Origin of the sequence: Lysobacter enzymogenes, assembly GCF_017168095.1 — a bacterium.
Classification (GTDB): domain Bacteria; phylum Pseudomonadota; class Gammaproteobacteria; order Xanthomonadales; family Xanthomonadaceae; genus Lysobacter; species Lysobacter enzymogenes_D.
On the sequence record NZ_LXSD01000379.1, the window covers coordinates 8,375 to 14,705 of the forward strand.

General features: G+C 68.4%; 5 protein-coding genes. 2 read left to right on the plus strand and 3 right to left on the minus strand.

Annotated elements, in window-relative coordinates:
- Positions 1–423 precede the first annotated feature (423 nt).
- Positions 424–1,560: an NAD-dependent epimerase/dehydratase family protein gene (locus A7A76_RS15395; protein ID WP_206412005.1), complete on the minus strand. Its 1,137-nt coding sequence runs from the start codon at positions 1,558–1,560 to the stop codon at positions 424–426.
- On the minus strand, positions 1,557–2,900 hold the full coding sequence (locus tag A7A76_RS15400; RefSeq protein ID WP_206412006.1) for an NTP/NDP exchange transporter: 1,344 nt from the start codon (positions 2,898–2,900) through the stop codon (positions 1,557–1,559). The genes A7A76_RS15395 and A7A76_RS15400 overlap by 4 nt, the downstream gene beginning before the upstream one ends.
- 375 nt (positions 2,901–3,275) lie before the next feature.
- Between A7A76_RS15400 and A7A76_RS15405 the strand changes: the two genes are divergently transcribed.
- On the plus strand, positions 3,276–3,932 hold the full coding sequence (locus A7A76_RS15405) for a hypothetical protein (protein ID WP_206412007.1): 657 nt from the start codon (positions 3,276–3,278) through the stop codon (positions 3,930–3,932).
- Positions 3,933–3,976: 44 nt separating this feature from the next.
- Complete coding sequence (locus tag A7A76_RS15410) at positions 3,977–5,251, plus strand: hypothetical protein (protein WP_206412008.1); 1,275 nt, start codon at positions 3,977–3,979, stop codon at positions 5,249–5,251.
- Between the two features lie 160 nt (positions 5,252–5,411).
- Here A7A76_RS15410 and A7A76_RS15415 read toward each other — a convergent pair.
- The coding region (locus tag A7A76_RS15415) for a metallophosphoesterase (protein WP_206412009.1) at positions 5,412–6,331 on the minus strand (920 nt) is incomplete at its 5' end.

Genomic DNA, 6,331 nt, shown 5'->3' on the forward strand with positions numbered 1-6,331 from the left:
GGAGCGACGCGAGTCGCGACCGCGAAACCACGGCCATTGCGCAGGTTTCGTCGTCGTTGCGGTGTCGCGGTCGCGGCTCGCGCCGCTCCTACAGTCGGAAACGGAACTCGCCGAAGACCCTGTAGGAGCGACGCGAGTCGCGACCGCGAAACCACAGCCATTGCGCAGGTTTCGTCGTCGTTGCGGTGTCGCAGTCGCGGCTCGCGCCGCTCCTACAGTCGGAAACGAAACTCGCCGCAGGCCCTGTAGGAGCGACGCAAGTCGCGACCGCGCCAATCCACCTACGACAAATTCCGCCCGCCGGCCACGCCTGGCGACAAGCCAAGAGCAACGCCAACAACAACCTGGCTTCCGGCCTCCACCGGAATGATGGCTATGGCGATACCCCCACGATCGAGGCCAGGGACGCAACCAGCCGTTAGCTCAACCGCCCCGCTTCTCCTGCGCATGCCACGCCGCCAACACTTCGGCCTCCCGCTGCGCCGACAACCCAGCCTTCGGCTTGGCCCGCCGCTCCTCGGGCAAGCTGCGCCACCACGCCAAGGTATCGCGCACGGTCTCGCGCAGCGGGCGGTAGGTCAGCCCCGCCGCGCGCGCCTTGCTCACCGAGGTACGGCCGAAGCCGGCGTAGTCACCGCGCGCGGGAATCCACGCCGGCAGGTCGCCCCAGGCCGATACCTTCTGCGCCTCCAGGAAATCCGCCGGCACCCAGGTCACGCTCGACTTCTTGCCCGAAGCGCGCTGCGACTCGCTCAGCACCGCGCCCATCGTCAGCGCGCCCGGCGCGCCGTCGGCGTTGTAGATGCCGAACTGGGCACGTTCGATCGTCGTCAACAGGAACGCGGCCAGATCGCGCACGTCGATGAACTGGGTCGGGTCCTGCGCGCTGCCGGGGCCGAGGATCTCGCCGCCGCGGTCGGCGCGCGCCGGCCAGTAGGTGAAACGGTCGCTGCTGTCGCCCGGGCCGACGATCAGCCCCGGCCGCACCACGGTCGCGCGGCCCGGCAGCTCGGCCTCGGCCGCTTTCTCGCACAGCGCCTTGAGCCCGCCGTAGGTTTCGTTGCTGACCTTGTCGACCGTGGGATCGGCCAGCACCGCCAGCGGCGAGTTCTCGTCGCTCGGCACGTCGTTCTTGGCGTAGACCGAAATGGTGGAGACCAGGACGTACTGCTTTATCTTCGGCGCGAGCAGCCTGGCCGAGCGCGTCACGTCCGCCGGAATGTAGGCCGAGGTATCGAGCACCGCATCCCACTGCCGCTCGCCTTGCAGCGCGCTCAGATCGGTCTTGCGGTCGCCGTGCAGTTGCTCGATGTCGCGATAGTCCTCGCCGGCGAACTTGTCCGGGTTGGTCTTGCCGCGATTGAACAACGTCAGCGTGTGTCCGCGCTTGCGCGCCGCCTCGACGAAATGCGGCCCGAGGAAGCCGGTGCCGCCGAGCACCAGCAGCTTGAGCGGCTTGAGCGGCTTGGGTTTGGCGGCGGCGAGCGCGCCGCCCGGCAACGCGAGCAGGCTCATGGCGGCGGCGCCGGCGACGAGGAAATCGCGGCGATCGATGGTCATGCGGCACCTCGTGGGTTGGGTTCGATGGACGGTACGGAATCGGTCGCGCCGGGCAGCCCGCGCTGCGCGCGCACGATGCTCCAGGCGCCGGCGGTCATGCCCGCGGCGGCGAGCGCGCCGGCGGCGAACACGGCCTGGGTGCCGAGCAGGGCCACGGCCTTGTGGATCCAGACGAAGGCCAGATCGGTGCCGCGGAACACCGCGGTGTCGATCACCGCCTTGCCCTTGTAGCGAGAAGGCCGGTCCATGCGCGTGTACAGGGTTTCGCGCGCCGGCTTGGACAAGGCGAATTCGCTGGAGCGCTGCAGCACCTGCACCACCGCGACCATCATCGGCAGCGGCGAGGCCATCAGCGCAGCGAAACCCAGCAGCAGGATCCATCCCGGCATCAGCAGCGCCGGCGCGACGCCGTAGCGATTGAGCAGCCAGCGCGTGAGCAGCAGTTGGGTCAGGATCGCCAGCAGGTTCACCGCGCTGTCGATGCGGGCGAAATAGCGCGTGGCCGCTTCCGCGCCGGGGTAGAACTCGCGCGCGATCGCCGACTGCTGGTTGTACAGCAAGGTCGCCGCGCCGACGCTGAAAAACAAGGTGATCGCCATCGCCCGCAGCGCCGGCCGCTGCCACACCAGGCGCAGCCCGGCCCAGACCGAACCGCCCATCGCGCCCTCGCCGCTCACCAGCCCCTGCGCGCGCTCGCGCGCGATCGCCCACGGCCGCAGCCGCACCACGCACAGCACGCACACCGACAGGAATCCGGCCGACACCAACAGCAGGTTCGCCACGCCCAAGGGCTGCACCAACCACTGCGTCAACATCGGCCCGAGCACCGCGCCGGCGGTGCCGCCCGCGCCGATGTAGCCGTAGACGCGGCGCGCCTGGCGGTCGTCGAACACGTCGGCCATGTAGCTCCAGAACACCGTCACTGCGAACAGGTTGAAGATCGCGGTCCAGACGAAGAACGCCATGCCGCGGCCCGGTATCTGCGCGTGGAAGGCCCAGTGGAAGCCGAACAGGCAGACGATGAACACGCCGTACACCACCGGCAGCAGCGCGCGTCGCGGGAAACGCGCGACCAGCGCGCCGTACGCCGGCTGCAGCGCCAGCATCGCCACGAAGGTGCAGGTGAACAATACCTGCAGCACGAAGTCCTTGAGCTCCCAGCCGTGGCCGCGCGCCCACTCGATCCAGGCGTGCGGGAACACCGCGGCCGCGTCGGCCGAGGCGCCCATCGCGTCGCGCACCGGGCGCAGCACGTAATAGCCGCACAGCAGGCAGAAGAAATAGAGCAGCGACCACCACAGCGGCGGCGTGCTGGTCAGCGCCTTGCGCAGGCCGCTCATGCGCGCGCTCCGCGCTCAGCCGAACGCGCGCACCGGTCATCGCCGCGCGCCGCGCTCAACGGCGCGCGCACGTCTTCGCCTCCGCACCGCGAGCACAGTTCGCGCATGGTCGCTGCTCCCTTTTTCCCGCGAACAAACTAGCGCCGCGGCGGGAGCGGCGGCGTCTGCGGATGGTCATCCCGACCTTTGGCATAGGGCCGCGATACCCCTATTCGCGCAAGCGGCTGCGGATATCCACATCAGGCGTGCCATTCGGCATCGCTGCGATGCGAGAACACCAAGATTTCGCGACAGACGCCACTAATTCGACCCGATGCGGCTCCAGCCGGCGCGCGCGCCGATAGCCTGGACTCCAGGTCGCCAGCGCAGGATGCCATGTACGCCACTACCGCTCTCGCTACGCGGTTCCGACCGATCTGGCTGTACGTGCTGCTCGCGCCGGCCTGCGCCGGACCGACCTTAACCCACAAGCCGGCCAAGGAGATCGCCGCCATGCCCCATCCGCTCGCCGATGCCTCTGCTCCGCTCGAGTCCAGGCAGCTCATTGCCCGCGTTCTGAGGCTGATCGACAGCATCCACGGCATCGCCGATCTGGCTCCGGACAATGTCGAACAGCAGACGGGTCTGTCCGTGCGCATCCATTCCACGGACCGCACCGAGTACGCCGCGTCCGGCCGAATCGATTCCGACTGGGCTTACAGCCTCGCCTCGGTGTCCTATCGTCAGGGACAAGCGCCGAGCCGGCTGGATTTCGACTTCATCGATACGCGCGCCGACCGCAGCGGACCCGCCAATCCGACCGCGATCTGCACGCTGGATCTGGACGGCTATCGGCGCGCATTGTCCGCTCAAGATTTCAAGCAGACGCAATTGGCAGGGCATGCGCCGGACCCGGGTTTCGGCTTTCGCGGGGTAGAGCTATTGACCTTCGCACGCGGCAAAGTCGAGGTGAGCTTGCGCACCTACGGCGACCGCGCCCCCGACGACGGGCGCGCCTGCATCTGTGGTCTGCGCATCAGCGTGCAGCCGTGAGCGGGAGCGCGGCCATGCCTACGCCCGCGGAACGGCTCGAAACCATGCTGGCCAACTTCGAGCGCGATAACCCCATCGCCGGAGCCAATCTTCGTACCTTGATCGAGACCACGCCGGAGTTGGAAGTACGGATGCTGACCGCGATCGGCGATGGAAATCTCGACAAATTCAAGCCGCTGGACCCCGCGCTGCGCGCGAGCGGCTGGATAGCCGGCTTCAACCCGAAAGACGACTCCATCCTGCTGCCGATCGATCTCCTGCAGGGAGCCGGCGCGGATCCGCAGAAGGCCAATACGCTGCGCCTGGCGTTGGGCCACGAGGTCGAGCACGCGGTCAACAAGGAGGAGATCGCGCGCAACGCCGAATCCACCCGACGCGAAATCACTCGGATCGCAAACGGCCCGTCGCCCCACGACTACACCGATGTTCTGAAGGCCTACAACGACACCCTTCGCCCGCGCGAGATAAACGATCAAATCACCGGTTTCAACGTCCTGGCCGCGCACGTGCGCCGGGAAAATCCCGACGCCACGCCCGAAGAGCTGTACGCGAAACTGTACGCCTCCTCCGGCCAGATGCAGCATTACTTCGACGTCGGTCTCGACGCGAACGGCCAGCGTACTTTCACACCCAAGCCCGGACTGACCCTCGGGCCTAACGGCGATATCGCTCCCACTGCGGAAAATATCGAGGCGATGGGCGAGTATTTCTTCGACAAGGCCCGGTATGCAGAGCGCTACACCGCACGCAACTTGGAGATGGCCGAAAAAGCCGAAAACGAAGCGGCGCTGGCCGATCCGGGCCGGCCGCCAATGGAAATAAAGGTGGACCTGCAGGCGTTGGGGCTGCCCGGCCTTGCGCTGCCGCTGGGTTTCTCCGACAGCAGCCCTTCGCTGGCGCCGGGAGCTCGCTCGCCCGAAACGGCGCCGCGCTCCACCGAATCGCCGACACCTTCGCCATCGCTCGATCCGTCTAGGCGCTTGCCGGGCGAACCCGGTTCCAGCGACCGCGCTTACTTCCAGCTGGTGCGCGACCGGCTGCCCGAGCAAGTGCCCGATCACGCCGTTGCGCACGCGGTGCTGCAAGCCAAACGAGGCGGACTGGAAGCCGATCAGGTCGACCCGAGCAAGATCGGTTTTAACCAGGGCAGGATTTGGATCGGCGCAACCACGCCGGGGTTCCACGTCAGCGTCGATCCGGCGCAGGCGCCGCCTATGGAGCAAGTGCAGCGCGAACTTCAGACGCCAGCGTCGGCGCAGCCCCAAGGCCCCGCCGTCGCGTACGAGGAACTTCAATCTCCGGGCGGCCGGTCGCGATGAATCCGCGGGCTTGGCGGCACGGCACTCAGTCCGGCTGAGCCCGCGTCTGACCGAAGCCGGGATGCAGCAGCGCATCGATGCATCGACCTTGGCGCCGTGGGCGGCCAGGGGCGCGAATGCGCCGCATCCCGAAGCCCGGGCTTCAGGTAAGCCTCGCCGCTCAGTGCGCGGTTTCGATTGGCGCTCGCACCGCCGCCCGCAACGTCAACCGCGAAATCTCCGGCGGCACCCCGAACCGCACCGGCAGGATGCTGGTGCCGATGCCGGTCGACACGAACAGCGACTTGCCGTCCTCGACGATGTAGCCGCCGGCGTAGCGCATCTGCGCCGGCACCACCGGGGTGCCGAACCACGGCAGCCGCACCTGGCCGCCGTGGGTGTGGCCGGCGACGGTCAGCGCGGCGCGCGCCGGAATTTCGGGGAACAGGTCCGGGTTGTGGGTCAGCGCGATGACCGGCGCGTCGCCGCTCACGCCGGCGAACGCGCCGGCGACGTCGTGGCGGGTTTCCCATTTATCGCCGATGCCGACGATCCACAGCTCGCATCGGCCCAGGTTCACCTTGCGCGCCTGGTCTTCCAGCACGATCACCCCGGCCGATTCCAGCGCCGCGCGCACGCGCGCGCCGTCCTTCCACCAGTCGTGGTTGCCGAGCACCGCGTACACCGGCTTGCGCGCGGTCAGCGGCTTGAGATGCGGGGCCAGTTCGTCGGCGGAGATGTAGGTGCCGCCGAGCACGCTGAGGATCACGTAGTCGCCGGCCATCAGCACCGCCGGCGCGTCGCTGGCGATCAGCCGCTCGACGATGCGGTCGAGCTTGTCCAGGCCGTTGTGCGGCGAACCGGTGTGGGTGTCGGCGACCACGTCCAGGCGCAGGCCGTCGCAGTCGCGCGACCAATGCGGCAGGGCCAGGTCGTAGTCGCGCTCGACCAGTTGCCGCGGTTCCCAGAAGAAGCCCCAGGCCAGGCAGCCCAGCGCGATCAGCACCGTGCCGACGAACAGGCGCTGCAGCCAGACGTTGCGCGGCCACGGCCGCCAACCGCGGGGCGCGCCGCTCATCGCCGGCCCGCGCGCGGCCGCTG

What these genes read in the sequence shown, in the direction of transcription:
- A7A76_RS15395 (WP_206412005.1), bottom strand. Translation starts at nt 1,560, where the DNA reads ATGACCATCGATCGCCGCGATTTCCTCGTCGCCGGCGCCGCCGCCATG.
- A7A76_RS15400 (WP_206412006.1), bottom strand. Translation starts at nt 2,900, where the DNA reads ATGAGCGGCCTGCGCAAGGCGCTGACCAGCACGCCGCCGCTGTGGTGG.
- A7A76_RS15405 (WP_206412007.1), top strand. Translation starts at nt 3,276, where the DNA reads ATGTACGCCACTACCGCTCTCGCTACGCGGTTCCGACCGATCTGGCTG.
- A7A76_RS15410 (WP_206412008.1), top strand. Translation starts at nt 3,977, where the DNA reads ATGCTGGCCAACTTCGAGCGCGATAACCCCATCGCCGGAGCCAATCTT.